Annotated in this window: 25 protein-coding genes; 16 read left to right on the top strand and 9 right to left on the bottom strand. The window is 67.2% G+C overall.

The features are described from left to right. Positions 1-92: 92 nt before the first annotated feature. From C100_RS43320 to C100_RS43295, 6 genes are all read right to left on the bottom strand, one after another. Positions 93-3,275 (bottom strand): efflux RND transporter permease subunit, encoded by a 3,183-nt coding sequence (locus C100_RS43320; protein ID WP_031310099.1) that lies wholly within the window; start codon positions 3,273-3,275, stop codon positions 93-95. A gap of 125 nt (positions 3,276-3,400) precedes the next feature. Then, positions 3,401-4,663: an efflux RND transporter periplasmic adaptor subunit gene (locus C100_RS43315; RefSeq protein WP_024021394.1), complete on the bottom strand. Its 1,263-nt coding sequence runs from the start codon at positions 4,661-4,663 to the stop codon at positions 3,401-3,403. Continuing rightward, positions 4,660-5,058, bottom strand: a complete 399-nt coding sequence (locus C100_RS43310; RefSeq protein ID WP_024021393.1) for a hypothetical protein — start codon at positions 5,056-5,058, stop codon at positions 4,660-4,662. Before C100_RS43310 ends, C100_RS43315 begins: the two co-directional genes overlap by 4 nt. 407 nt (positions 5,059-5,465) lie before the next feature. Beyond that, positions 5,466-6,074, bottom strand: a complete 609-nt coding sequence (locus C100_RS43305; protein WP_024021392.1) for a TetR/AcrR family transcriptional regulator — start codon at positions 6,072-6,074, stop codon at positions 5,466-5,468. A 107-nt stretch (positions 6,075-6,181) separates the two neighbouring features. Next, positions 6,182-6,427: a hypothetical protein gene (locus tag C100_RS43300; RefSeq protein ID WP_024021391.1), complete on the bottom strand. Its 246-nt coding sequence runs from the start codon at positions 6,425-6,427 to the stop codon at positions 6,182-6,184. After that, positions 6,417-7,721, bottom strand: a complete 1,305-nt coding sequence (locus C100_RS43295) for a radical SAM protein (protein WP_024021390.1) — start codon at positions 7,719-7,721, stop codon at positions 6,417-6,419. The genes C100_RS43300 and C100_RS43295 overlap by 11 nt, the downstream gene beginning before the upstream one ends. A gap of 135 nt (positions 7,722-7,856) precedes the next feature. Here C100_RS43295 and C100_RS43290 point away from each other — a divergent pair, with 135 nt between their 5' ends. Further along, positions 7,857-8,519 carry an OmpW/AlkL family protein gene (locus C100_RS43290; protein WP_024021389.1) on the top strand — a complete coding sequence of 221 codons (663 nt, stop codon included), beginning with the start codon at positions 7,857-7,859 and terminating at the stop codon, positions 8,517-8,519. Between the two features lie 76 nt (positions 8,520-8,595). Here the strand turns inward: C100_RS43290 and C100_RS43285 are convergent, their stop codons facing one another. Together C100_RS43285 and C100_RS43280 are read right to left on the bottom strand one after the other, a co-directional pair. Next, positions 8,596-9,093, bottom strand: a complete 498-nt coding sequence (locus C100_RS43285) for a GNAT family N-acetyltransferase (protein WP_024021388.1) — start codon at positions 9,091-9,093, stop codon at positions 8,596-8,598. A gap of 18 nt (positions 9,094-9,111) precedes the next feature. Next, positions 9,112-9,474, bottom strand: a complete 363-nt coding sequence (locus C100_RS43280) for a hypothetical protein (RefSeq protein WP_024021387.1) — start codon at positions 9,472-9,474, stop codon at positions 9,112-9,114. A 116-nt stretch (positions 9,475-9,590) separates the two neighbouring features. Between C100_RS43280 and C100_RS43275 the strand changes: the two genes are divergently transcribed. The 12 genes from C100_RS43275 (at position 9,591) to ccoS (ending at position 21,525) form a co-directional block, all read left to right on the top strand. Next, positions 9,591-10,406: a universal stress protein gene (locus C100_RS43275; protein ID WP_031310096.1), complete on the top strand. Its 816-nt coding sequence runs from the start codon at positions 9,591-9,593 to the stop codon at positions 10,404-10,406. 20 nt (positions 10,407-10,426) lie between these two features. Then, the gene (locus C100_RS43270; RefSeq protein ID WP_024021385.1) at positions 10,427-11,578 is read left to right on the top strand and encodes a sensor histidine kinase; all 1,152 of its coding nucleotides are present in this window, start codon (positions 10,427-10,429) and stop codon (positions 11,576-11,578) included. Next, complete coding sequence (gene fixJ / locus C100_RS43265; RefSeq protein WP_024021384.1) at positions 11,575-12,204, top strand: response regulator FixJ; 630 nt, start codon at positions 11,575-11,577, stop codon at positions 12,202-12,204. The genes C100_RS43270 and fixJ overlap by 4 nt, the downstream gene beginning before the upstream one ends. 533 nt (positions 12,205-12,737) lie before the next feature. Continuing rightward, on the top strand, positions 12,738-13,475 hold the full coding sequence (locus tag C100_RS43260; protein WP_024021383.1) for a Crp/Fnr family transcriptional regulator: 738 nt from the start codon (positions 12,738-12,740) through the stop codon (positions 13,473-13,475). A gap of 171 nt (positions 13,476-13,646) precedes the next feature. Further along, positions 13,647-15,308 carry a cytochrome-c oxidase, cbb3-type subunit I gene (gene ccoN / locus C100_RS43255; protein ID WP_031310094.1) on the top strand — a complete coding sequence of 554 codons (1,662 nt, stop codon included), beginning with the start codon at positions 13,647-13,649 and terminating at the stop codon, positions 15,306-15,308. 12 nt (positions 15,309-15,320) lie between these two features. Continuing rightward, on the top strand, positions 15,321-16,070 hold the full coding sequence (gene ccoO / locus C100_RS43250; RefSeq protein ID WP_024021381.1) for a cytochrome-c oxidase, cbb3-type subunit II: 750 nt from the start codon (positions 15,321-15,323) through the stop codon (positions 16,068-16,070). Next, complete coding sequence (locus C100_RS43245) at positions 16,067-16,240, top strand: cbb3-type cytochrome c oxidase subunit 3 (RefSeq protein WP_024021380.1); 174 nt, start codon at positions 16,067-16,069, stop codon at positions 16,238-16,240. The genes ccoO and C100_RS43245 overlap by 4 nt, the downstream gene beginning before the upstream one ends. Further along, positions 16,233-17,180, top strand: coding sequence for a cytochrome-c oxidase, cbb3-type subunit III (gene ccoP, locus C100_RS43240; RefSeq protein ID WP_024021379.1), 948 nt, complete (start codon positions 16,233-16,235; stop codon positions 17,178-17,180). Before C100_RS43245 ends, ccoP begins: the two co-directional genes overlap by 8 nt. A 138-nt stretch (positions 17,181-17,318) precedes the next feature. Continuing rightward, on the top strand, positions 17,319-18,752 hold the full coding sequence (ccoG, locus tag C100_RS43235; protein ID WP_024021378.1) for a cytochrome c oxidase accessory protein CcoG: 1,434 nt from the start codon (positions 17,319-17,321) through the stop codon (positions 18,750-18,752). Positions 18,753-18,767: 15 nt separating this feature from the next. Next, positions 18,768-19,241: a FixH family protein gene (locus tag C100_RS43230; RefSeq protein ID WP_024021377.1), complete on the top strand. Its 474-nt coding sequence runs from the start codon at positions 18,768-18,770 to the stop codon at positions 19,239-19,241. Further along, on the top strand, positions 19,241-21,382 hold the full coding sequence (locus tag C100_RS43225) for a heavy metal translocating P-type ATPase (RefSeq protein WP_024021376.1): 2,142 nt from the start codon (positions 19,241-19,243) through the stop codon (positions 21,380-21,382). The genes C100_RS43230 and C100_RS43225 overlap by 1 nt, the downstream gene beginning before the upstream one ends. Continuing rightward, positions 21,379-21,525, top strand: a complete 147-nt coding sequence (gene ccoS, locus C100_RS43220) for a cbb3-type cytochrome oxidase assembly protein CcoS (protein WP_024021375.1) — start codon at positions 21,379-21,381, stop codon at positions 21,523-21,525. The genes C100_RS43225 and ccoS overlap by 4 nt, the downstream gene beginning before the upstream one ends. Before the next feature lie 25 nt (positions 21,526-21,550). Here ccoS and C100_RS43215 read toward each other — a convergent pair whose 3' ends face one another. Next, complete coding sequence (locus tag C100_RS43215) at positions 21,551-22,345, bottom strand: membrane protein (protein WP_024021374.1); 795 nt, start codon at positions 22,343-22,345, stop codon at positions 21,551-21,553. Between the two features lie 122 nt (positions 22,346-22,467). Here C100_RS43215 and C100_RS43210 point away from each other — a divergent pair, with 122 nt between their 5' ends. From C100_RS43210 to C100_RS43200, 3 genes are read left to right on the top strand one after another with little or no spacing between them, the layout of a single operon-like run. Continuing rightward, complete coding sequence (locus C100_RS43210; protein WP_024021373.1) at positions 22,468-23,160, top strand: DUF4129 domain-containing protein; 693 nt, start codon at positions 22,468-22,470, stop codon at positions 23,158-23,160. Beyond that, positions 23,157-24,410 (top strand): DUF4350 domain-containing protein, encoded by a 1,254-nt coding sequence (locus C100_RS43205; RefSeq protein WP_024021372.1) that lies wholly within the window; start codon positions 23,157-23,159, stop codon positions 24,408-24,410. Before C100_RS43210 ends, C100_RS43205 begins: the two co-directional genes overlap by 4 nt. Further along, entirely contained in the window at positions 24,407-25,363 is a 957-nt protein-coding gene (locus C100_RS43200; RefSeq protein WP_024021371.1) for an AAA family ATPase, read from the top strand. Before C100_RS43205 ends, C100_RS43200 begins: the two co-directional genes overlap by 4 nt. Positions 25,364-25,510: the final 147 nt, after the last annotated feature.

The raw sequence follows: 25,510 nt of genomic DNA, 5'->3' as shown, positions 1-25,510 counted from the left end.
GGCCGGCCGATAGTCCGGCCCGGCGGCGCAGGCCGTCAGGGCGCTGGCGCCGAGCAACAGGGCGATGAAGTTTCGTGTCATGGCTCTATTCCTTATTCGGCCGGCTGCGGGGCAGCGTGGGCCTCTGGGCGCCGGCGTCGGGCGAAGCGATCGCCCAGCGCGCGGCACACGACATAGAAGGTGGGGGTGAACAGCAGGCCGAAGGCGGTGACGCCGGCCATGCCGAAGAAGACCGCCGTGCCCAGCGCCTGCCGCAGTTCCGCGCCGGCCCCGGTTGCGATCACCAGCGGCACCGCGCCCAGGATGAAGGCGAAGCTGGTCATCAGGATCGGGCGCAGACGGGTCTTGGCGGCCTGGACGGCGGCCTCGACCGGGGACAGGCCCTGTTCCTCCTCCGCCTGCTTGGCGAATTCCACCACCAGGATGGCGTTCTTGGCGGCCAGCGCGATCAGCACGACCAGACCGATCTGGGTCAGGATGTTGTTGTCCATCCCCCGCAGGTTCACGCCCAGCATGGCCGCGAACAGGCACATCGGCACGATCAGGATGATCGAGAGCGGCAAGGTCAGGCTTTCATATTGCGCCGCCAGCACCAGGAAGACGAAGAAGACCGCCATGCCGAAGACGAGGCCCGCGGTATTGCCGGCGCTCTTCTGCTGATAGGCGACGCCGGTCCATTCGCTGCCATAACCGGCAGGCGCTTCGGCGGCGAGCTTCTCCATCGTCATGAGCGACTGGCCCGACGAATAGCCCGGCGCCGTGTCGCCGTCGATCTCCACCGCGGGGAGCAGATTGTAGCGCACCACACGATAGGGGCCGGTCTTGTCCTCGAAGGTCGCGACCGAACCGATCGGCACCATCTGCCCGCTGTTCGACCGGGTCTTGAGGTTGGCGATGTCCGCCACCGACCCGCGATGCTCCGCATCGGCCTGCGCGGTCACGCGATAGGTGCGGCCGAGCAGGTTGAAGTCGTTGACGAAGGACGACCCCAGATAGACCTGCATCGCTTCGAAGATGCGTTCTGGCGGAACGCCCAGCAGGTCGGCCTTGCGCCGATCGACATCGGCATAGACGCGCGGCGTGCCGACGTCGAACAGGGTGTAGACCATGGCGAGGCTGGGCGACTGGTTCGCCTTGGCGATGAGGTCGCCGGCGACCTTGTTGAGTTCTGCATAGCCGCGGCCTTCCCGGTCCTCCAGCATCATGCGATAGCCGCCGGCCGAGCCGATGCCCTGGATGAGTGGCGGGGGAACCAGCAGGATGCGCGCCTTGTCATAGCCGGCGACCGCCTTGTTCGCCTGCGCCATGATGCCGGCATAGGTCGCGCCTTCGTCCTTGCGTTCCTCGAACGTCTTGAAGGGGAAGTAGATCGCCGCGCTGTTGGGCGCCTGCGTCTGCGACGGGCCATGGAAGCCGGCGAACATCACCGCGCCGCGCAGTCCCTTGATCGGCAGTATCTTCTCCGCGACCTCGCGCGTCACCTTGTCGGTGCGTTCGAGCGAAGCGCCCGGCGGCAATTGCACCACCGCCAGGAAATAGCCCTGGTCCTGCGCCGGGATGAAGCCGCCGGGCGTTACCCAGAACAGGGCGATGGTGGCGGCGATCAGGCCGGCATAGGTCAGCAGCATCTTCTTGGGCCGGGCGACGAGGAAGCGGGTGAGGCGACCATAGCCCTCGCTCAGGCGATCGAAGCCATGGTTGAACCCATCGACCGCCACGCCCAGCTTCTGCCTCCAGAGCGGATCGCCGCTGCGGTCGCGCGGGCCATGCTTGGCCTTGAGCAGCAGCGCGGCGGCGGCCGGCGACAAGGTGAGCGAGAGGATCAGCGAGATGATCGTCGCGGTCGAGATGGTGACGGCGAACTGCTGATAGAAGGCGCCGGAAATGCCGGTGATGAACAGCGTCGGCACGAACACCGCGCACAGCACCAGAACGATCGCGATGAGCGCGGTCGACACTTCGTCCATCGACGTGCGCGCCGCCTCCAGCGGCGACATGCCGTTTTCGATATTGCGCTCGACATTTTCGACCACGACGATGGCGTCGTCGACGACGATGCCGATGGCGAGGACCAGGCCGAAGAGCGACAGGTTGTTGAGGGAGTAGCCAAGACCGGCGAGGATCGTCGCTGTGCCGATCAGCGACACGGGAATGGCGATGATCGGGATGATCGCCGCGCGCCAGTTTTGCAGGAAGACGAGGATCACCAGCACGACCAGCAGGACCGCCTCGATCAGCGTATGATAGACGGCGTCGATCGACTGGCTGATGAACTCGGTCGGATTGTAGATGACGCTATATTCCAGCCCCTTGGGGAAGCGCTGGGACAGCTGGTCCATCTCCGCCTTCACCTTCTCCGCCGCGTCCAGCGCGTTGGAGCCGGGGCGCTGCATCACCGCGATGACGACGGTGGGCTTGTTCGACAAATAGGTGTTGATGCCATAATCCTGCGCGCCCAGCTCCACGCGGGCGACGTCGGCCACGCGGACCTGCCGTCCATCGGTATCGGTGCGGATGACGATGTCGGAAAACTGCTCCGGGGTCTTGAGCCGCCCCTGCATCTCGACGCCGATCTGGAAGGCCTCACCCTGGTCATAGGGCGGCTGGCCGATCGATCCGGCCGATACCTGGACGTTCTGCGCGCGCAGCGCCGACACGATCTCGCCTGCCGTCAGGTCGAGCGCGGCGGCGCGGTCGGGGTCGATCCATACGCGCATCGCATAGTCGCGCGAGCCGAACAGTTGCACGTCGCCCACGCCGTCGAGCCGGGCGAGCCGGTCGCGCACCTGCGTGAGCGCATAGTTGGACAGATAATTGCGGTCGAACGTGCCGTCGGGCGATTGCAGGTTCACGACCATCAGGAATTCGGGCGTGGTCTTGCGGGTGACGACGCCCAGGCGCTGCACCTCTTCGGGCAGGCGGGGCAAAGCGACGGCGACGCGGTTCTGCACCAGCACCTGTGCGGCGTCCAGATCGGTGCCGATCTTGAAGGTAACGGTGATGACGACCTTGCCGTCACCGGTCGACTGGCTGCTTTGATAGAGCATGTCGTCGACGCCGTTGATTTCCTGCTCGATCGGCGCGGCGACGGTGGAGGCCACCGTCTCCGCCGAAGCGCCGGGATATTGGGCGGATACCGTGACCGTGGGCGGCACGATGTCGGGATATTGGGACACCGGCAGGCCGATGAAGGCGAGCGCGCCGACCACGGTGATGACCACCGCTATGACGGCGGCGAAGATCGGCCGGTCGATGAAGAAACGGGAAAAACGCATCGGATCGTCCTTTGCGAAAAGGCGAAAAGGATGCCGCGCGATCCGGCGGGGGCCGGATCGCGGGCGCAATGTTCGAAATGGCCGCTGATGTCCGTTCAGGCTCAGCCCGAACGGATCAGGAGCAGTTACCGCGCGAAGGTCGCCTGTGCGGCGGCCGGTGCGACGCTATCGACCGGGGTCACTGGCGTCGGCGCGGGCGTGATGCGCGTCGGCCGCACCGCGACCTTGGCGCCGGGCATGGCGGCCTGGATGTTGGACACGACCACCCGGTCATCGGGCGACAGGCCCGACCGAATGATGCGCAACCCGTCAACCACCGGGCCGAGTTCGACCGGCTTCATAGCGACGCTGTCATCCTTGCCCACCACCAGCACGGCCTTGCGCGCCTGGTCCGACTGGATCGCGGCGTCGGGAACCAGCAGGGCGTTGGCCTTGCCGCCATTGGCGAGGCGCATATTGCCGAACATACCCGGCGTCAGGAAATTGTCGGGATTTGCGAAGACGGCGCGGATGCGGATCGTGCCGGACCGCGGATCAAGGCCATTGTCGGTGAAATCGAGCTTCCCCTTGTGGCGATAGTCGGCTTCGTCCTGCAAACGGACCTCGACCGCGCCGCCGGCTTCCTTGTCGCGTTGGGACTTCAGATAAAGCGCTTCGGACGCGTCGAAGTTGAAATAAATGGGGTCGAGCTTGTTGACCGTGGTGAGCAGCGTCGCGCCATTGCCCTCCGCGCCCGACACCAGATTGCCGATGTCGACGCGGCGATCGGAAACCCGGCCGGAAATGGGCGCGCGGACATGCGTGAATTCCACGTCGAGCGCCCGCTGCCGCTCGCGCGCCTGGGCTCCGGCCAGAGCGGCCTGGGCCGCCTGAAGCCGGGAACGCAGCGAATCCACCTCGCTCGCCGACACGGCTTCATCGCCGGTCAGGCGCTGAACGCGGGCATAGTCATTCTGCGCCAGCAGCAGCGCGCTGCGCGTCGACGCGACGCTCGCCCGTGCCTCCGCCTGCGCGGCGAGGAAGGGGCGTTGGTCGATGGTGAAGAGCAATTGCCCCTGACGCACATAATCGCCGTCGCGGAAATGGATGGCGGTCACAGCGCCCGAAACGCGCGGGCGGATCTCGACGGTCTGGCTGGGGGCGAAACGGCCGACATAATCGTCCCATTGGGTGACGGTACGCTGGAGCGGCGTGGAAATGCCGACCGTGGCGACGGGCGCGGCGGAAGCCTGCGCCTCGGGCTTGTCGAGTAATTTCCAGGCGCCGCCCAGCGCAACGACCAGCGCGACGGCGGCGATCCCGCTACGGCGGCGGGACCAGCGGCGGCGGGGGGGCGAGCCGGCTTCGACATAATCGCCCTCGGCAGTGATCTTGCTTATCTGATTCATGCGAAACTCCGTCGTCCGCGGGCATGACGACCCGCGCTGATGGTGGCGAGCAGCAGCTCGAGCTGAGCGGTGGAGAAGCCGGCTGCGCGGAAAGCGGCGAGGCCCGAAAGCGAAACGGCATAGCCCTTGTACCAGGCTTCGACCGCCAGGCGCCGCAGCGCCTCCAGCCGGTCGCTGGCGAGCGTCAAATTGGTTTCTTCGCCGAAGATCCAGCGGCGAAGCCGGTCGAACCGGCCCGGCCCCCGGAGCGAATGCAGGCCATCGCTGCGCGCAAGCGCGACGATCTGCCATTCCTGGGCGGTGAAGCTGGTCGTCGCCGGCGCAGGCAGAACAGGCGCGGCGCCCACTGCCTGTTCCGGTCCTGCCATGGGCTGTGAAAAATCGAGGAAAGCCATGGGGTAGTCCTCCCTGTTGGATATGCCTGTCTGAAGCGCCTGGCCGAAGCAGACGCGCGTCCTTACGCCCCGAAACGCCCAATCGCGTCCCGTGCCTTGCGCCCAAAAAAGCGCAGACCGCCCCGTCTGCCCGCACGGATGTGCGTCAGGGGGAAGGGCTGGAAAAATGAAACCGGATTGCTCCCGTCGCCGGGAAGCGCCCCGTTATGCCGCCGTCAGCGACAAGGCCTGTCTTGGTGGATATGCTGCATGATGACCTCCCTGGACACCGGTCCAGCTCGTTCTATACCGAGTGGTATATATTAACTGGACCTTGCTGGTCAAGCGCTATTCTATACCGGCAGGTATTTTATTTGCGGCGCAACAATTTCAAGGGGTAGGCCGCTACGGCTGCGAAATAAATGTCCTCAGCGCCCCGGCCACATCGTCAGCGTGGTATCGATCAACGCCTCCAGCCGGTCGACCGGAACGCCTGCGCCCGCCTGCACCGCCATGCCCTGCATCACGGTCGACAGATAGCAGGCGAGCGCCGGCGGCTCGATATGGTCGGGCAGGTCGCCTTCCACCCGCGCCCGCTCCAACCGCTCGATCAGCGCCCGGTCGGATGACGTGCGCCGCGCAAGTATCTCGTCGCGGATACATTCCGAATGGGCGGTGCCGCCCACCGAGCTGATGACGCCCATGCAGCCCTTGGGATCGGTGCTGTTCGTCTGGATCGCCAGCGATCCGCGCAGCAGCCTTTCCGCAACGCCCCGAGACGTTGGTGCTTCCAGCGCGGACTTTACATAACAGAGCTTGTCGCGCTCATAGAGGTCGAGCGCCTTGCGGAAGAGCGATTCCTTGTTGCCGAAACAGGCATAGAGGCTGGGCTTGGTGATGCCCATCGCCTCGGTCAGTTCCGCCAGTGACGCGCCTTCATAGCCACGCCGCCAGAAGACCTGGAGCGCGGCCGACAAGGCTTGCTCGGGATCAAATTCCCGGGGACGGCCTCTCCCGCTATGTGTCGTTGTTTCCATACCGATCGGTATATAGGTCAATTGCCCGGAAAGTCCAGTATGCCGGCGAACCCGCGTCCTGCTGGAAAAGGGGCTGGAGCTGTCGGGTTCGCTGTCGGCTTTAAGGTTCAGGGCAGGCCGTCGCCATTGGCTTCGGGAACGAAGCCGGGCCGGGCCTTCTTCGTCGAGCACAGCATCAGATGGCAGGCGCCCTGGGGTTGTTCGGGCGCAACCGGTTTGCGGCCCGGCGGGGTCCAGCCGGGCGGAGGGGTGCCGCAAAAGGGGACCGCTCCCTGCGCCGAACCATGCGGAATGGCGCCCAGCGCCAGAGACAGGCAGGCAAGGGCAGGCAAAAGGGCTTGGCTAGACCGCATTGCTGAACCGCTGCTCCTCTGCCTGAAGATAGGCGTCGAAGGCGGCGGCGATCGTCCGGGCATAGGGGCGCGCCTGCGGCGCCAGCACCAGCCGGTCGTCCTGCCGCCGGATCAGCCCCAGCGATTCGAAGCGGGACAGGTCAGGTATCGGCAAGCTACCTGGACTGGCTTCGCCCCGGCAGAGCAGGGCTTCAATAATATGGCCCCGATCGCGGTCCTCGGCCGTGCGCGCCACGCCGCGCGACGCGGCAAGCTGTCCGGCCGCGATCCGCTGCCGATAGGCGCCGGCCGCTTTCTCATTCTGCGCCAGCAGACCGGGAAACTGGCTAATGGCGCTTGCGCCCAGGCCGATCAGCACGTCGGCCGGGTCATCGGTGAATCCCTGGAAATTACGATGCAGGCCGCCCGCCCGCGCGGCAAGCGCCAGCGAATCGTCCGGTAGGGCGAAATGGTCGAAGCCGATCGCCCGATAGCCGGCCGCCACAAGCTGATCATGGCCTTGCGCTGCCATGGCGAAGCGGGTCGGAAGATCGGGCAGCGCCTCAGCGTCGATCTGGCGCTGGCGCGGCAGCAGCCGGGGCATGTGGGCATAGCCGAACAGGGCAATGCGTGCCGGCTTAAGGCGGATGGCGGCGTCGAGCGTGGCGGCGAGGTCATCGCTTGATTGCCCCGGCAGGCCGTACATGAGGTCGAAGCCGACCGCCACGTCGAGGCGCCGGAACCCCTCGACCGCGCGCTCCACCATATCGAGCGGCTGGATGCGGCCGATCCGCGTCTGGACGGCGGGGGTGAAGGTCTGGATGCCCAGGTTGACGCGATCGACCCCCATGATTCCCATGGCGTCGATCCACTGGCTGTCGAGGCGTCGGGGATCGAGTTCGACCGAGATGCGCGCGTCATACGCTTCGAAACAGAGGGTCACTTGCTGGAGCAGGCGGACAAAATCCACCAGCGGCAGCGAATTGGGGCTGCCGCCGCCAAAGGCGATGCGGCTCACCCGCCCCCGGCCCGCCAGCCGCGCCGCCACCAGCGCTATTTCCCGCTCCAGCGCTTCGACATAGGCGGACAGGCGCTGTCCCCGGTTCGCCGCGCCGGTGTTGCAGCCGCAATACCAGCAGATGTCGTGGCAATAGGGAATGTGCAGGTAGAGCGAGAGGGCGGCATCGGCCGGCAGTTGGTCCAGCTGCTCCGCCATTGCCGCAGCGCCGACCTGATCGGTGAACTGGGCGGCCGTCGGATAGCTGGTGTAGCGGGGCACCGGCCGGGCGAGCAGATCGGGATGATAGGTCCACATGGCCGATCCTTCGCAGCCTGGTCCCGCCTGTGCATTGCGCCGGATCAAAATTCTCCTTGCGCGGAATCAATGCCTGCGCCGCCGCGCCGCCGCAAAGCGGAGCCACTGAAGACACATACAGGAAGGAGACCCGCCATGCATATCAAGCCCGTCTTGCTCGGCACCGCCGCGCTTGCCGCTGCGCTCGCCACGCCCGCCCAGGCCAAACAGGGAGACCTGCTCATCCGGCTGCGCGGCATCGTCGTCGCGCCCAACGAAAAGAGCGGCAGCGTGCTGCCCGCCTTTCCCGGCGAGAAGGTGAGCGTCGACAATGGCGTCGCGCCCGAAATCGACTTCACCTACATGGCCACCGACCATGTCGGGTTCGAACTGATCGCCGCCACGACCAAACATTCCGCGAGCGGCCGGACCGGCACCACCGGATCGATCGGCAAGCTGGCGTCGACCTGGGTGCTGCCGCCGACGCTGACGGCGCAATATCATTTCCTGCCCGACGCCAAGATCCGTCCCTATGTCGGTGCGGGGGTCAACTATACGCTCTTCTACAATGAAAGCGCGTCGAGCGGGCTGGAAGGCGCTGTCGGGGCGACCAAGGTCCATATGTCGGACAGCTTCGGCTGGGCTGCCCAGGCGGGCGTCGACATCGACCTGACCGACAAGCTGTTCCTGAACCTCGACGTCAAATATATCGACATCGATACGACGGCGCGGCTGTCGACCACGGCGGCTGGCGTGCAGAAGGTGCGTATCAACCTCGACCCGCTGGTGGTCGGCGTGGGCGTGGGGGTGCGCTTCTGAAACGGATGCAGGCGGGTGGCAGGAAATTGCCGCCCACCTGCATGGCAGGGGGCGGCGGTTGCCTGAAGTCATGGGATCAGAATTGGCGTTCGAGCAGCACCAGTGCGGAATCGCCTTCCACCGCGCGCGCGACAAAGCCCTTTTCCCGCTCCAGCGAGATGGTGGCGTGATTTTCGCGGCTCTCGATCGACTGGAGGGTGCGGACGCCCCACAGCCGGGCCTCGGCGGCCGTGTGGTCGAGCAAGGTCCAGCCAATCCCCCGGCCCTTATAGTCCGGGTCGATGGAGATGGCGACTTCGGCGGTCTTGCCGGCCTGGTCGGCGGCCAGCGTGGCTGCGGCGATGATGTCGTCCGTGCCCGGCAGGAAGGCCAGGATGGTTTCGTGCCGGCCATAGTCGAAGGCGGTAATGTCATGCACCTGCGCGGCGGTCAGATGCCGTACCGACGAGAGGAAACGAAAGCGCCGGTCCTCATCGGATACGATGTCGAAGAACGCCGTCACGGCATCGGCGTCGGCAGGCGTTGCGGGGCGGATCGCAAAGCGAAAGCCCGTGCGGGTTACGAGGTCGATCATCGAAAATGGGCCTTTCTCTCAGGCGGCGGCAAGGCCCTTCACCAGGAAGGGCAGGCGCGCGCCGTCAGGTTCTGTCAAAGTGAGGTAGCTGCCGGGCGCGAGCTTGTGCGCGTCGAGCCGATAGATGCGTTCGTCGTCCTCCTCGCCCGGCGCATAGGACAGCGCCCAGCCGTCGCTCGTGCGCAGGAGGGTGCCATGCTGGTCCGCCTCGTTGGGCCAGAAGCGGCGGACGGTGGCGAGTTCCGGGCGTTGCCGATATTCCTGCTCGTCGATCAACCCGTCCCGGCCGAGCGGCAGGCGCAGCACATAGCTGCGCGCGGCCGATCCGTTCGGGAAGGCGGGAGTCCGGGCAAGTTCCAGGCGTATTGTAGTCCATGTCATGTCGCCTCTTCTTCCGTATTCGGGGGAGCGCGGAAATAGGGACTATCCCGGATGGCGGGCAGCAGCCCCGGCGGGTTAGCCATCCAGCAGACAGCAATGGGATGGAAGGCCACGCCATGAAATCGATCCTGCTTCATATTCGCGACGACCGGGGCGACGAGGGGCGGTTGCAGGCCGCCTGCGACATCGCCCGCGCAACGGGCGCCCATATTCGATGCGTTCAATTGTCCGCCGTGCCCGAGTTGATGATGGTCGATGTCTATGGCGGTGCGGCCCTCGCGCCGTCGGTGGCCGAGGAACTGCGGGAGATGGACGACGCGCTGCGCACCCGGATGGAGGCGCGGCTGGCGCGCGAGGACGTGCAATGGGACTGGAAACAGTGGGAGAGCGACACCGTCCACGGCTTGCTGTTCGCCGCCCGGCTGGCTGACCTGATCGTCGCCACCCTGGCGCAGGGGCCGCGGCAGGGGGTGCGCGATCCGTTGAACATGGTGGCCGATCTGGCGCTGGGCGGGCGAACGCCCGTGCTCGCCATGCCCGAAACAGCGGACCGCTTCGCCGTGACCGGTCGCGCCATGGTGGCGTGGGACGGATCGGCGGAGGCCGCCGCCGCGCTCATCCATGCGGTTCCGCTGCTCAAACTGGCGCAGGCCGTTCATGTGGTGACCGTCGAGGAAGAGGAGAAGCCCGATTTCCCCGCGACCGAGGCGCCCGAATATCTGGCCCGCCACGGCATCGGCGTGGAGTTGCACAGCCTGCCGCGCCGTGGCGAGCCGGTGGAAGCGGTGCTGACGCGGATGATGGAAACGCTTCGCGCCGACTGGGTGGTGATGGGCGTGTTCGGCCATAGCCGGGTGCGGGAGATGGTCTTTGGCGGGGTGACGCGGCGCATGTTGCGTGACACGCGCATCCCGCTCTTGCTGGCGCACTGAAAGGGTTGCATGATTTCCCGATGGCTGTAGCGGACGATGAAACCGAAGGTTTGGACCGGCAGGCGCACAGCCTGGAGCAGGCGCTGTTGTCCTCGATCCTGAGCACGGTGCCAGACGCGCTGATCGTCATCGACATGACCGGCCGGATCGTGTCGTTCAGCGCGGCCGCCCAGCGCATGTTCCAATATGCCGAGATCGACGTGCTGGGCGAGAATATATCGATGCTGATGCCGTCGCCCGACCGGGAGCGGCATGACGGCTATATCGACCATTATATGACCACCGGCGAGAAGCGGATCATCGGCATCGGTCGCCTGACCAGCGCGCGCCGGCGCGACGGGTCGGTCTTTCCGATCGAGCTGTCGGTGGGCGAGGTGCAGGACCAGGGGCGGCGGCTGTTCACCGGCTTCATCCGCGACCTGACCGAGCGGCAGCAGGCCGAACGGCGCGTCGCCGATTTGCAGGCCGAGCTTGCCCATGCGAGCCGCGTCACCGCCATGGGGACGCTGGCGTCCGCGCTCGCCCATGAACTGAACCAGCCGCTCGCCGCCATCGCCAATTATATGGAGGCCGGCCGCGACCTGCTCGCCGCGCAGGGCGAGGTCGACCGGGCGATGCTGAGCGAGGCGATGAGCGAAAGCGCGGTGCAGGCGCTGCGCGCCGGCGAGATCATCCGCTCGCTGCGCGAGTTCATCAAGCGCGGCGAGACCATCCGCCAGCCCGAACCGTTGCGCATCCTGCTGGCCGAAGGCGCGGCGCTGGCCTTCATCGGCACGCCCAGCAGCGGCATCGACATGGACGTCCAGGTCGACAAGCGCATCGACAAGGTGCTGGTCAACCGGGTGCAGTTGCAGCAGGTGGTCATCAATCTGGTCAAAAATGCGGTGGAGGCGATGCAGGGTCGTCCGGTACGCATCCTGCGCCTGACCGCCATCCCCGTCGAGGATGGCAGGGTGGAGGTGGTGGTGGCCGATTCCGGCCCCGGCCTGGACCCCGCCATGTCGCGCAGGCTGTTCACCCCCTTCACCACCAGCAAGGCGACGGGCATGGGCGTGGGACTGTCGATCAGCCAGACCATCATCGAGGGCCATGGCGGCCGCATCTGGGCGACGCCGTCGCAATGGGGCGGCGCGGCCTTTCACTTCACCCTGGACCGCGTGGACGAAGCATGACCGATCCCTATCCCATCTATGTCGTCGACGACGACGAGGCGATCCGCCGGTCGCTGTCCTTCCTGCTCAAGACCAGCGGCTTTGCCGTGCAGATGTTCGAGGGCGGGCTGCCCTTCCTCAAGGCGGCGGCCGGGCTGGAGCCGGGCTGCGTACTGCTGGACGTGCGGATGCCCGACATGGACGGGCTGGAGGTGCAGCGCGAATTGCGCGCGCGCGGCGTGATGCTGCCGGTCGTCATCATGACCGGCCATGGCGATGTCGACATGGCGGTCGCGGCGATGAAGGCGGGGGCGAGCGACTTCATCGAGAAGCCGTTCGAGAAGGCGGCGTTGCTGGCCTGCATCGCGGCGGCGCAGCGGCAGTCGGTCGCGGAGCGCGGCCTTTCCGCACGGGCGCAGGAGGCGCAGGCGCGGCTCAATGCCCTGACCGACCGGGAGCGCGACGTGCTGGACGGGCTGATCCAGGGGCTGCCCAACAAGACCATCGCCTATGATCTGGGGATCAGCCCCCGCACGGTGGAGATCCACCGCGCCAACCTGATGCAGAAGCTGGAGGTCAGGAGCCTGGCCGAGGCGCTGCGCATCGCCTTTCACGCGGGACAGGGCGTGGAAGCGGGACCGGGCTGAAAGGGGCTGGGCTGAGTGGAGCTGGGCTGAAACGCCGGCTTTCAGGGTCATAGCGACGCGCCGCCCGCAAAGTTCACACCGTTGTCGGCGATTTGTGACGAAAGTAACGCCTTTGCGCCTGCTACGCGCCTGCGAAGTAACGGGTGGGTCACGGTGACGCGCCAGAGACGCGCCATCGACGCCACGGCCGCGCGCCAGCGACGCGCCACCGGGGGGCACGCGTGAAGCGGTGCGTGGTCGGGGAAAGCGATACGGCGTCATCCACGAGGATAGATCAGGGATTATCCAACATTGGAAGGGGTTTGGGGGCTGTTCGGGCGCGCCGCCCGAGATGCCAGCCTGCGCTGGCATGACGTTGAAGATGGGGGCGGGCGCGCCGCGTCGGCGGCGCTCTACGCTCGATAAGGCAGAGGCTCGCTTCGCTCGCCGCCCACCCCCTAACCCCTCCCCTGAAAGGGAGGGGAATGTCTTGTGTCCACCCTTTACGGACATTTACGGATAGGTGGCGGGGCGCCCGCGCGTCATGCAGCGGCATGGACATGCGATTTGACATGGCGCAAAACGCCGCCCCGCCGGCCCGGACCCGTCCCTGCCAGAGTTGCGACAGTTGCGAGGTGCGCGACCGGGCGATTTGTGCGGACCTGTCGGATGCCGACCGCGAGGCGCTGGGACGGATCGGGCGGCGCGTGGCGGTGCCGGCCGGGCAGACGGTGATGTGGGAAGGGGATGACAGCACGGTCGTCGCCAATGTCATCGAAGGCACGCTCAAGCTTTCCACCTCCACCGGCGACGGACGCGAGCAGATTGTCGGTGTGGTTTATGAATCCGACTTTATCGGCCGGCCCTTCGGCGCGCGCACGCCGCACAGCGTCACCGCGCTGACCGATGCGCGGCTGTGCCTGTTCCCGCGCGGCGCGTTCGACGGCTTTGCGATGGGGCATGGCGAATTGCAGCACCGGCTGCTCCAGCGCACGCTGGACGATCTGGACCGCACGCGCGGCTGGATGCTGTTGCTGGGGCGCAAGAGCGCGCGGGAGAAGGTCGCGACCTTCCTGCTCGACATGGGGCGGCGGCTGCCGGTGGACCGTGATGGCGTGATCGACCTGCCGCTGTCGCGCCAGCAGGTCGCCGACATATTGGGCATCACGATCGAGACGGTGTCGCGCCAGCTTACCGAGATGAAGCGCGCGGGCACGATCGACCTTATTGGACGACGCGGCGTGCGGCTGGTGGACAGGCAGGCGCTGGAGGCGCTGGCCGAGGCGGGGTGAAAGTCCCGTGCGACATGGCGTGATTGCGCCAATTCCGCGGCGATGACGCCGCATCGCCCCAGCGTCCTAAGGGCTTTCCCGTAAAGACCCGATCCCACCATTTGGGCAGAGGACCATCATGGGGGCGACGCATCGACCAAGGCGTCGCACAGCCTTTGACGGGGAATGTCGATGGACAAACTGGTAATGCGGACGGGCGGCTGGTTCGCGCTGGCGCTGGTCGCCTTTGCAGCGATGCTGGCGGCGCGCGACGGCGGTTTTGCCGTTCATATGGGGATCGTCTGCGCGGTGGCGCTGGGGCTGGCCGTGTTCGCCATGCGCAGCGCCGATTATGGGGCCTATGCGCGCGGCCTGGTGAAAATGCCGGCCGATCAGGGCAGATATTATGACGATGTGATCCGCTGGGGCGTGATCGCCACCGTCTTCTGGGGGCTGGCGGGCTTTCTGGCCGGGCTGTTCATCGCCCTGCAACTGGCCTTTCCCGCGCTGAACCTAGGCATCGAATATACCAGCTTCGGGCGGTTGCGGCCGCTGCACACGTCGGCGGTGATCTTTGCCTTTGGCGGCAACGCGCTGATCGCGACGAGCTTTTACGTGGTGCAGCGCACCTGTCGCGCGCGGCTGTTCATGCCCAAACTCGCCGATTTCGTGTTCTGGGGCTATCAGCTGTTCATCATATTGGCTGCGACCGGCTATCTGATGGGCATTACCGAGGGGCGGGAATATGCCGAGCCGGAATGGTATGTCGACCTGTGGCTGACCATCGTGTGGGTCTCCTATCTGGTCGTGTTCGGCGGGACGATCATCAAGCGGTCCGAACCGCATATCTATGTGGCGAACTGGTTCTACCTCGCCTTCATCCTGACGATCGCGATGCTGCACATCGTCAACAATCTGTCGATGCCGGTCAGCCTGCTGGGGTCCAAGAGCTATAGCGCCTTTTCCGGGGTGCAGGATGCGCTGACCCAATGGTGGTACGGCCATAATGCGGTCGGCTTCTTCCTGACCGCCGGCTTCCTGGCGATGATGTATTATTTCGTGCCCAAGCAGGCGGAGCGGCCGGTCTACAGCTATCGCCTGTCGATTATCCATTTCTGGTCGCTGATCTTCCTCTATATCTGGGCGGGTCCGCATCACCTTCACTACACCGCGCTGCCCGACTGGGCGCAGACGCTGGGCATGGTGTTTTCGGTCATGCTGTGGATGCCGAGCTGGGGCGGGATGATCAACGGCCTGATGACGCTGAACGGCGCCTGGGACAAGATCCGCACCGACCCGATCATCCGCATGATGGTGATGGCGCTGGCCTTTTACGGGATGAGCACGTTCGAAGGGCCGATGATGTCGGTCAAGGCGGTCAACAGCCTGTCCCATTATACCGACTGGACCATCGGCCATGTCCATTCGGGCGCGCTGGGGTGGAACGGCATGATCACCTTCGCCGCGCTCTACTATCTCGCGCCGCGCCTGTGGAAGCGCGAGCGGCTTTACTCGCTGCGGCTGGTGAACTGGCACTTCTGGCTCGCGACGCTGGGGATCGTCCTCTACGCCGCGTCGATGTGGGTCGCGGGCATCATGCAGGGGCTGATGTGGCGCGAATATGGCAGCGACGGATATCTGGTCTACGCCTTTTCCGAAGTCGTGAGCGCGATGCTGCCCATGTATCTGATCCGCGCGGCGGGCGGCCTGCTTTACCTGTCGGGTGCGATCATCATGGCCTGGAACATCGGCATGACCATCGCCGGCGCGCCGCTGCGCCAGGAAAAGCCGATGCATGACGCGGATTATGACGCGGCGGCCGACCGGCCGCTGCCCGCCGCCCAGCCCGCATAAGGAGACGCCGACATGGCTTCCAAATTTTTCGATCATGGCAAGCTGGAGCGCAACGTGTCGCTGCTGGCTATTGCCGCGCTCGTCACCGTCGCCATCGGCGGCATCGTCGAGATCGCGCCGCTGTTCTGGATCGACAACACGATCGAGAAGGTGGAGGGGATGCGTCCCTACACGCCGCTGGAGCTGGCCGGGCGCAACATCTATATTCGCGAGGGCTGCTACAACTGCCACAGCCAGATGATCCGCCCGTTCCGCGACGAGGTGGAGCGCTATGGCCATTACAGCCTGGCGGCCGAGAGCATGTACGACCATCCGTTCCAATGGGGGTCCAAGCGCACCGGGCCGGACCTGGCCCGCGTGGGGGGACGCTATTCGGATGAATGGCATGTCCAGCATCTCAAAGACCCGCGCGCGGTGGTGCCGGAGTCCATCATGCCGACCTATGCCTTCCTGGCCGAGCGCGAGCTGAAGGCCGGCGACATGACGGGCGACCTGACCGCGTTGACGCGGGTGGGTGTGCCCTACAGCAAGGACGACGTGGCGAAGGCGAATGAGGATCTGGCCGCGCAGGCCGATCCCGATGCCGACACCGCCGACCTGCTGAAACGCTATCCCAAGGCGCAGGTGCGCGATTTCGACGGCGACCCGGCCAAGCTGACGGAGATGGATGCGCTGGTCGCCTATCTCCAGATGATCGGCACCCTGGTCGATGTCGATGCGGCCCGACCGTTGGAGAATGGGCCGCAGGAGGGGGCGCGATGAGCTATGATGATCTGCGCCATTTCGCCGACAGCTGGGGGCTGGTCTTCATGGGCCTGACCTATGCGGTGCTGATCGGATGGCATTTCCTGCCGCATGGGCGCGGCCATAGCGCGCGCGCCGCCACGATGATCTTCGAGCCTGAGAGCGACACGGAGGCCGACCATGGCTGACGACAAGACACCGCGTATCGACGCCGCCACCGGCACCGAATTCAAGGGGCATGAGTGGGACGGCATCGAGGAACTGGATACGCCGCTTCCGCGCTGGTGGCTGTGGACTTTCTACGCCACCATCATCTTCGCGATCGGCTATACCATCGCCTATCCGGCCTGGCCGATGATCGACAGCGCGACGCGGGGGGTGCTGGGCTGGTCGAGCCGGGGGGCGCTGGCCGAGGAGATGGCCGCGCGCGACGCGCAGATCGCGCCGCTGCGCCAGGCGATCGCCGCCACGACGATCGACAAGCTGACCGGCCAGCCGCAATTGATGCAGGCAGCGGTCGAGGGCGGGCGCGCGGCGTTCAAGGTCCATTGCGTCCAGTGCCATGGTTCGGGCGCGGCCGGTTCTGCGGGCTATCCCAACCTGAACGACGACGACTGGCTGTGGGGCGGCGACCTGGCCACGATCGAGAAGACGATCACCGACGGCATCCGCAACCCGGACCATGCCGATACCCGCATGTCGATGATGCCGGCGTTCGGTCGCGACCAGTTGCTGACCGGCGCGCAGGTGGATGACGTGGTCGCCCATGTCCGCGTCATCAGCGGGCAGGACAAGAGGACCGCCGCCGCGCAGCGGGGCGCGCGGATTTTCGCCGACAATTGCGCGGTGTGCCACGGCCCGGCGGGCAAGGGCAGCCGGGAACTGGGCGCGCCCAACCTGACCGACGGCATCTGGCTCTATGGCGGGGACGCCGCGACCATCCGGCAGAGCGTCTGGAACAGCCGCCAGGGCGTGATGCCGCGCTGGAACGACAAGCTGGACCAGGCGACGATCCGGATGCTGGCGGCCTATGTCCACCGCCTGGGCGGCGGCGAGGCGACGCCGGTGGAAACGGCGATGGCGGCGGATGGCACGACCAACGGGACCAACGGCGATGCCGGACAATAGTCCCCCCGCAGCGCCCTTTGCCCCGCCTCGCTTGCGGCCCGCGCCGATCGAGCGTCCCGACGGCGGCGACCGGGCACCGCTGCGCCGCCCGTTTGACCGGCCGCTTGCGCCGCCGCATCGCTTTGCGGGGATGATGCCATGTTGATGCCGACCGGCTCGGGCGACCTTTATGAAAAGCGCAAGGGCGTCTATCCCAAGGCGGTGGACGGTTTCTACCGCCGCCTGAAATGGGCGATCATGGCGGTGACGCTGGCGATCTATTGGGTCACGCCATGGCTTCGCTGGGACCGTGGCCCCTATGCGCCCGATCAGGCGGTGCTGGTCGACCTGGCCAATCGGCGCTTCTACATGTTCGCGATCGAAATCTGGCCGCATGAATTTTATTATGTCGCCGGACTGCTCATGATGGCGGGGATCGGGCTGTTCCTGGTGACGTCCGCCGTCGGCCGCGCCTGGTGCGGCTATGCCTGTCCGCAGACGGTGTGGACCGACCTGTTCCAGCATGTCGAACGCGCCATCGACGGCGACCGCAATGCGCAGATCCGGCTGGCCGCCGCGCCGTTGAGCGCCGGGAAGATCGCCCGGCGGCTGATGAAATGGAGCATCTGGCTGCTCATCGCCTTTTTGACCGGCGGCGCGTGGATATTCTATTTCGCCGACGCGCCCACACTTCAGCACGCCTTCTGGACCGGCGCGGCCGCGCCGATCGCCTATGGCACGACCGCCGTGCTGACCGCCACGACCTTCGTTCTGGGCGGCTTCATGCGCGAGCAGGTGTGCATCTATATGTGTCCCTGGCCGCGCATCCAGACCGCGATGCTGGACGAGAAATCGCTGGTCGTCACCTATAAGGACTGGCGCGGGGAAAAGCGCGGCAGCGTCAAGAAGGCGGCGGCGCATCCGGGCGACTATGGCGACTGCATCGATTGCAACCAGTGCGTCGCGGTCTGCCCGACCGGCATCGACATTCGCGAAGGGCCGCAGATCGGCTGCATCACCTGCGCCCTCTGCATCGATGCGTGCGACAAGGTGATGGCGCAGGTCGGGCGACCGCGCGGCCTGATCGACTATTGCACCGAAGATGATGCGGCGGCGGAAAAGCAGGGCCGCGCCCCCCGGCCGGTGCTCAAGACGCTGCTGCGGCCGCGCACCATCGCCTATTTCGCGATATGGGGCGGCATTGGCGTGGCGATGCTGTTCGCGCTGGGCGCACGCACGCGCATCGACATCAGCGCGCAGCAGGACCGCAACCCAATTTTCGTGCGCCTGTCCGACGGCGCGATCCGCAACGCCTATATGGTCAAGATCCGCAATATGGAGACGCGGCCCCGGCCGATCGAAGTGCATGTCGAGGGGCTGCCCGGCGCGATGCTGTGGACCGACGCCATGGCGCGGGACCAGGCGGCGGCTTCGCTGGCGACGAGGGTTCCGGCCGACAGCGTCGCCAAGCTGCGCATCTTCGTCGCCGCCCCGCCGGCCGGCGCGCCGCGGCAGGACTTCAGCTTCGCCGTGCGCGCGACCGACCGCGAGGGCGGCGGCGCGCGCGAAGACGCCCGTTTCGAAAGGCCCTGAAGGATGCAAAGGCCCATGATGCAAACCCGTCCGATCCGTCGCTTCACCGGCTGGCACATGACGGGCCTGCTGGTCGCCTTCTTCCTGGTGGTGATCGCGGTCAACATCGTCATGGCGACAATCGCCGTGCGGTCCTTTGGCGGGACGGTGGTCGACAACAGCTATGTCGAAAGCCAGAGGTTCAACCGCTATCTGGCGCAGGCGCGGGCGCAGGAGGGGCTGGGCTGGCGGGACAGGGTCGGGCTTGACGATGCGCGGCATGTGAGGCTGTCGCTGAACGACGGCGCCGGCGGGGTCATTGCGCGCGCGCGGGTGACGGCGGTGGCGCAGCATCCGCTGGGCCGTGCGCCGGACCTGTCGCTCGCTTTCCGCGAGATCGCGCCCGGCCGCTATGCCAGCGAACAGGCGCTGCCGGTCGGACGCTGGCAATTGCGGCTGGTCGTCCGTCATGGCGGCGGCGCCCAGCATCTGTTGCGGGACGTGCGCTGATGGCGACCCGGCCCCTGATCGCGCCGACCGATGCCGTGCCCGCGCCCGACAGGATCGAGAGCCTGTTCGCGGTGCCCGCGCTGCATTGCGCCGGCTGCCTGGCCAAGATCGAAAACGGCCTGCCCAAGGTGCCGGGGATCGAGTCCGCGCGCGTCAATATGAGCGCGAAGCGGGTCGCGATCCGCCATGACCGGGCGATGGAACCGCCCGCGCTAAAAGCCGCGATCGCCGCGCTGGGGTTCGAGGCCGAGCCGATCGCCGACCCCGGCGTCGATGTCGCGGCCGCCGAAAATCGCGCGTTGCTGCGGGCGCTGGCGGTGGCGGGCTTTGCCGCGATGAACATCATGCTGCTGTCGGTGTCGGTCTGGTCCGGGGCGGATGGCGGCACGCGGCAGATGTTCCACTGGCTGTCGGCGCTGATCGCGCTGCCGGCGGTGAGCTATGCCGGCCAGCCCTTTTTCCGGTCCGCCTGGGCGGCGGTGCGGCAGGGGCGGACCAATATGGACGTGCCGATCAGCATCGGCGTGCTGCTGACCACGGGCATGAGCCTCTATGAAACGCTGAGCGGCGGCGCCGATGCCTGGTTCGACGGGGCGGTGATGCTGCTGTTCTTCCTGCTGGCGGGGCGGTGCCTTGACAGCATGATGCGCGGGCGGGCGCGGGCAGGCGTGGCCGCGCTGTTGAAGCAGACCGCGCCGGGCGCGCTGGTGCTGGAGCAAGACGGGCGCAGCCGCTGGGTGAAAGCCGATGCGTTGCGCGCGGGGATGCGGATGCTGGTCGCCGCAGGGGAGCGGCTGGCCGCAGACGGGCGCGTGGTCGAGGGGGAGTCGGGCATGGACATCGCGTTCCTGACCGGCGAGAGCGCGCCCGTCCGTGTTCGTCCGGGCGAGCCGGTGCAGGCCGGCGCGCTCAATGTCGAAGGGCCGATCACGGTGGCGGTGACGGCGGCCGGCGCCGATACCGTCATTGCCGACATCGCCCGGCTGATGGAGCAGGCGGGGCAGGGCAAGTCGCGCTATGTGCGGCTGGCCGACCGCGCCGCGCGCTTTTACGCGCCCGCGGTGCATCTGCTGGCGGCGCTGTCCTTCGCCGGATGGATGATCGCGGGGGCGGGCGTGCATCAGGCGCTGCTGATCGCGGTCGCGGTGCTGCTCATCACCTGTCCCTGCGCGCTGGGGCTGGCGGTGCCGGCCGCGCAGGTGGTCGCGTGCGGCGCGCTGATGCGGCGGGGGGTGCTGGTGAAGGACGGATCGGCGCTGGAGCGGCTGGCGGAGGTCAGCGAGGTGGTGTTCGACAAGACTGGCACGCTGACCCTGGGGCGGCCGGTGCCGGGTGGCCTCGACCGGCTGGACGCGCAGGACCGGGCGATCCTGCTGGCGCTGGCGCGGGCCAGCCGTCATCCGCTGAGCAACGCGCTGCGGCTGGCGCTGGAGGCCGATGGCGTCGCGGCGGCCACGCTGGAGGATGTGCAGGAGCGTGCGGGCGAAGGCGTGTTCGCGCGCAGCCAGGGCGAGGCGGTAGCGTTGGCGCGGCCACAGAGCCTGATCAACCTGTTCGGGCTGGCGAGCGAATATCGGCGTGGCGGCCAGGCGCGGCTGCTGGACTTCGCCGACGCGCTGCGGCCCGACGCGGCAGATATATCGGCGCAATTGCGCGGCCAGGGGCTGAAGCTGCTGATCGCGAGCGGCGACCGGCCCGAGGCGCTGGCGGCGGTGGCGCGAACGACCGGCATCACCGCGATCGGCCATCTGCGCCCCGCCGACAAGATGGCGCTGATCGAGCGGCTGAAGCGGCAGGGCGAAACGGTGCTGATGGTAGGCGACGGGCTGAATGACGGGCCGGCGCTGGCGGCGGGCCATGCCAGCATGGCGCCCGCTTCGGCCAGCGACGCGAGCCAGTTGACCGCCGATGCGGTGTTTCTGGGCGACCGGCTGGCCCCGGTGGCGATCACGCTGCGGGCGGCGCGGCGGACGGTGCGGGTGGTGAAGCAGAATTTCGCTCTGGCGATCGGCTATAACGCGCTGGCGGTGCCGCTGGCGATTGCGGGCAAGGTGACGCCGCTGGTGGCGGCGGTCGCCATGTCCCTCTCTTCCCTGATCGTCGTGGCCAATGCGTTGCGCCTCAACGGCAGCGCGAAATGACCGGGCTTGCCCTGCTGATCCCGCTGGCGCTGCTGTGCGGCCTCGTCGCGCTGGCCGGGTTCTTCCTGGCGCTGCGCAGCGGCCAGTTCGAGGATATGGAGGGGGCGGCGATGCGTATCCTGGCGGATGAGGAGCCGGACTGACCGGCTCCCCTCCATTCCGGTCGCTTCAGCCGAAAATATCGGCCAGATCCTGCGCCTGCGGACCATCTTTCCAGTTGTGCAGGCTGACATAGAGGCTGGCCTGCGCGGTGCTCCAGAAGGCGATGACCAGCGTGTTCACGACCCCCGAGAGCAGCAGATAGAGCGGCGAAAAGACGAGGGTGCCGTTCGCGGCGGCCGGCATCATGCCACCAGCCAGCATCACTATGCCCATGATCCCGCTCAACAGCCAGACCAGCACGATCAGGAGCAGCAGCAGGCCGAAAATCTTCCAGCGCGCGCCCTTCGTCAGGGAGCGGCTGCGCGAGAAGGCACCCAGCACGCCGGTCTTTTCCGCCACCAGCGCGGGGACGGCGACCGACCACATGAGATACAGGATGATGCCGGGGACGAGCAGCAGCATGAAGCCGGCCATCATGCCCAGCAGCATGAGGATGGTGAGCCCGATCAAAGGCACCGCGACGGCAAGGCCGGTGCCGATGCACTGGCCCAGCGTCGCCCGCTGCCCTTCGCTATGGGCCAGCGTCGCGCGGACGAGCGCGCCCTGGACCAGCATGGAGAGAATCATGAAGATGACGAAGGAGCCGATCGATACCGCGACGGCGCCCATCGTGCTCGCGCGGTCGGCGGTGGTGAGCGTGGCGGTCACGAAATACGCGTAAAGCGATTGCGGAACGGCGCCGAACAGAAAGGCGATGCCGAAGGTGGCGAGCGGATTGTCGCCCAATATCGCGAAGGTGCGGCTAAGCACCGTGCCGATCGACCAGGACCGTTCTTCACTGGATATTGCATGTGACGCCATGATGAAAACTCCCCCGTTGATGAACCTGGCCGGGATGCTGACGCATCTGCCCGACTTTGTCATCCTTTGAATGACTTGCGTCGCACCGTTCAGGCGCTAGGGTCGCGCGCAAGGGGGTGGCTATGGCCGGACCAGGGCAAATGTCGGACGAGCAACTGGCTGCGGCGCATCGCGCGCTGCGGGCGGGCGGCGACGTGCAGTTCGACATGGTGCCCGCGCCCGGACGCCCGCCGCCGCCCGCCTGGCTCAAGGCGTTGGGCGAATGGCTGGAATGGGCGCTGGCGCCGGTCGGGCGCTTCCTGCGCTGGATCGCCAGCTTCATGCCCGACGCGCCCTATGCCCGTATATTCCTGTGGACCATGATCGCGGCGCTGGCGGCGCTGCTGATCTGGATGGTGGTGGACCGTATCCGCCATGGCGTGTGGCGCCTGCCGCGCTGGCGGCGGCGGGTGGCGGCGTCGATCGCGGTGGACGAGGATGACTGGACGCCCGACGCGGCGCCGGCGCGCGCCTGGCTGGAGGAAGCGGACGCGCTGGCCGGGCAGGGCCGCTATGCCGAAGCGGTGCATCATCTGCTGCTGCGCAGTGTCGAGGATATGGCGCGCCGGCGGCCGCAGATCGTGCGGCCCGCGCTCACCAGCCGCGACCTGGCGCGGGCGAAGGGCATCCCCCCCGCGCCCCGCCGGCTGTTCGCCGAGATCGCGGCGGTCGTGGAGCGCAGCCTGTTCGGCGGGCGGGCGATCGACGCGCGGGAATGGGATCGCTGCCGCCACGCCTATGCCGATTTCGCCCAGACCCGGAGCTGGGCGGCATGAGCGACATCGCGATCGGCCCGAAAGCGGGCGAAGGCGCGCTGTTCCGGGGGCGGACCGTCGCGTTGATGCTGGCGATCGGCATTGCCGGCTTTGTCGGGATGCTGGTGCTGGGCGCCTATGCGCCGGACCTGCGGTCGGGCCGCAATGGCGGCGCCCATGCCCTGTCCAACGCGGCGACCGGCTATGCCGGGCTGGTAAAGCTGGCCGAGGCGACCGGACGCCATCCGCGCATCGTGCGCAGCGCCCATGATTTCGAGACCGAGGATCTGCTGGTGGTGACGCCGGAAAGCGGGTCCACGGATGTCAGCGAAGTGCTGCGGCAACGGCCGACGCGCCCGACCCTGTTCGTGCTGCCCAAATGGCAGATGGCGCCCGACGACGATCATCAGGGCTGGGCGCGCTATCGCGGGCTGTTGCCGCTGTTCGAGCCGATCGGCGTGCTGTCCCCCGGTGTGCGTTTCACCATGCGGCAATATCGCAGCGGCGGGGGCGTCCTGCGCGCCGATGGCGTGCCCGGCCGTTTCTGGGCGCCGCGCCCGATCCAGGTCATCACCGGCTTGGAGCGCGGCAACAAGCAGCAGGATGATAATTGGCGCGACCTGACGCCGCTGCTGAGCGACGGCAGGGGCGGGATCGTGCTGGCGCGGCTGGGGCAGGGGCCGCTTTATGTGCTGGCCGATCCCGACCTGCTCAACAATCGCGGGATGAAGGAATTGGGGCAGGCGCGCGCGGCTCTGGACCTGCTCGACTGGATGAACAGCACCGGCGCGGAAGGCATCGCCTTCGATGTGTCGATGAATGGTCTCGGCCGGTCGCGCAGCCCGCTCAAATTGTTGTTCGAGCCACCTTTCCTGGCGATGACGCTGGCGATCGTCGCGGCGTTGCTGCTGACCGGACTTCATGCCTTTGGCCGGTTCGGGCCGCCGCGCGCGCGGCGGCGGGCGATCGCCTTCGGCAAGGCGGCGCTGGTCGACAACAGCGCGCTGCTGATCCGCAAGGCGGGGCGGGAGGCGCGGCTGGGCGGTCGCTATGCCGCCGCCATCCGCGAGCGGGCGGCGCGGGCCTTTGGCGTGCCGGCGCGGCTGCGGACCGGGGATGCGGGCGCGGCGCTCGACGTGTATCTCGACAGTTTGAAGGGGCCTTCCCGCTTTACCGACCTTGCACAGGCGGCGCAGGCGGCGGAGGACCGGCACGGCCTGCTCGAAGCAGCGCAGGCGCTCCATGATTGGCAGGGGGAGAAGAACAGGTGACGGTGGAAGAAGTCCAGGCGCTGGCGCAGGCCATCCGGCAGGAAGTGGCGCGGGCCGTGGTGGGGCAGGAGGCAAGCATCGACCTGATGCTGGTCGCGCTCTTTTCCGGCGGCCATGTCCTGCTGGAAGGGCCGCCCGGCACGGCCAAGACGCTGATCGCGCATAGTTTCGCCCGCGCGCTGGGGCTGGACTTCGGCCGCATCCAGTTCACCCCCGACCTGATGCCGGGGGACATTATCGGCGCCAATCTGTTCAACTTCCAGAGCAGCCAGTTCACCCTGACGCGCGGGCCGATCTTCACCGAATTGCTGCTGGCCGACGAAATCAACCGCACCCCGCCCAAGACGCAGGCCGCGCTGCTGGAGGCGATGCAGGAACGCACCGTCACCATCGACGGCGAAAGCCTGGCGCTGAGCGAGCGTTTCATGGTCGTCGCGACGCAGAACCCGATCGAGCAGCAGGGCGTCTATCCCCTGCCCGAAGCGCAGCTCGACCGCTTCCTGTTCAAACAGAGCGTGGATTATCCGAGCGCGGCGGAAGAGCGGCGGATCGTCGCCACCCATGGCGCGCGCACCCACGCAATGACGCCGGAGGCCTGGGGCGTGACCCCGGTCGCCGACGCCGCCCGGATCGGCGCGGCCATCGCGGTGGTGAACGGCGTGCGGCTGGTCGATGAGGTGGTCGATTATATCCTGGCGCTGATCCGGGGCACGCGCGATGTCGCGGACCTGGAAAGCGGCGCGTCGCCGCGCGCGGGGGCGATGCTGGCGGGTGCGGCGCGGGCGCGCGCGGCGATCGACGGACGCGACTTCGTCATCCCCGACGACGTCAAGGCGCTGGCGCCAGCATTGCTGCGCCACCGGCTGATCCTGTCGCCCGCCGCCGAGATTGACGGTCGCCGGATCGAGGATGTCGTCATCGGCATCATCGAGACGATCGAGGCGCCGCGCTGACGCCGCCGCCATGATCTATCCCACCCGCACCGCAATCTGGACGGCGGCGGCCGGCGCGCCGGTGACGCTGATCGTCGCGCTGATGCTGCCGGGGCGTTGGTATGCGGCGCTGGCCTGGCCGGTGGCGGTGCTGCTGGCGACGCTGGC

This window comes from Sphingobium sp. C100 (assembly GCF_000508185.1).
In the GTDB taxonomy this organism is placed as follows: Bacteria; Pseudomonadota; Alphaproteobacteria; order Sphingomonadales; family Sphingomonadaceae; genus Sphingobium.
The sequence above is the reverse complement of the archived record's forward strand: the minus strand, read 5'-3'. Positions and strand labels throughout refer to the sequence as shown.